The following is a 732-nucleotide window of genomic DNA, read 5'->3' as shown; positions in this document are numbered from 1 at the left end:
AGGCCTCCCCGCCAACTGGTGACCCCGGCCCGGCCTGTCACGCCACCGACGTGACAGGCCACGGGCTCTTTCCTGATAAATTTCGTCAAATGTGTGAATTATCGGCACTTATTCCGGCATGCAGCACCGCCGCCGGAGCGCGGGTGTTGTCATTCCGGGGTAATCCCGGCCGAGCGCCAGAGTGAAGAGTGAGCAGACGGTCGATCAAAAGTCAATATGACCTCTGTCGCGGATGGGCCGGTCTCGTGCCTTCGGCCATTCCGATCCGCCCATTCGCAGCCGCCGTATCGGCGAAGCCCGGCTGAACGCGCCGCACAACGGGATGAGGCCATCATCCGCAGAAGTCCCCGGCGAACTCCCTCGCTCCCTCGAATCGCCGGTCAGTAGCGTTCGGCGTAGTGGGTGGGGGATTCGCCGAACATGGACTTGAAGTCACGGGTGAAGTGGGCCTGGTCGGCGTAGCCGAGGTCGGTGGCGAGGGTGGGCCAGTCGATGGGGGTGCCGGTGGCGAGGCGTTCGGTGACCTCGTGCAGGCGGTAGCGGCGGATGACCCATTTGGGGCCGATGCCGACGTGGTCGGCGAAGAGGCGTTGCAGGGTGCGTACGTTGGTGCCGAGGTGGTGGGCGAGGGTGGCGACCCTGGTGATGGTGGGATCGGCGATGATCCGGTCGACGGCGTGGGCGGCGCGGTCGGACTGCGGGTCTGGAGCGGGCTGATGGGCGTGCAGGAAG

At 66.0% G+C, this 732-nt stretch carries 1 protein-coding gene; it reads right to left on the bottom strand.

The genetic code is table 11. The annotated features are described in order from the left end of the window. Positions 1-380: 380 nt before the first annotated feature. Positions 381-732: helix-turn-helix domain-containing protein (locus C1I98_RS39445; RefSeq protein WP_146607952.1), on the bottom strand; the 352-nt coding region annotated here is incomplete at its 5' end.

Origin of the sequence: Spongiactinospora gelatinilytica (assembly GCF_003236385.1) — a bacterium.
GTDB classification, from domain to species: Bacteria; Actinomycetota; Actinomycetes; order Streptosporangiales; family Streptosporangiaceae; genus Spongiactinospora; species Spongiactinospora gelatinilytica.
The sequence above is the reverse complement of the archived record's forward strand: the minus strand, read 5'-3'. Positions and strand labels throughout refer to the sequence as shown.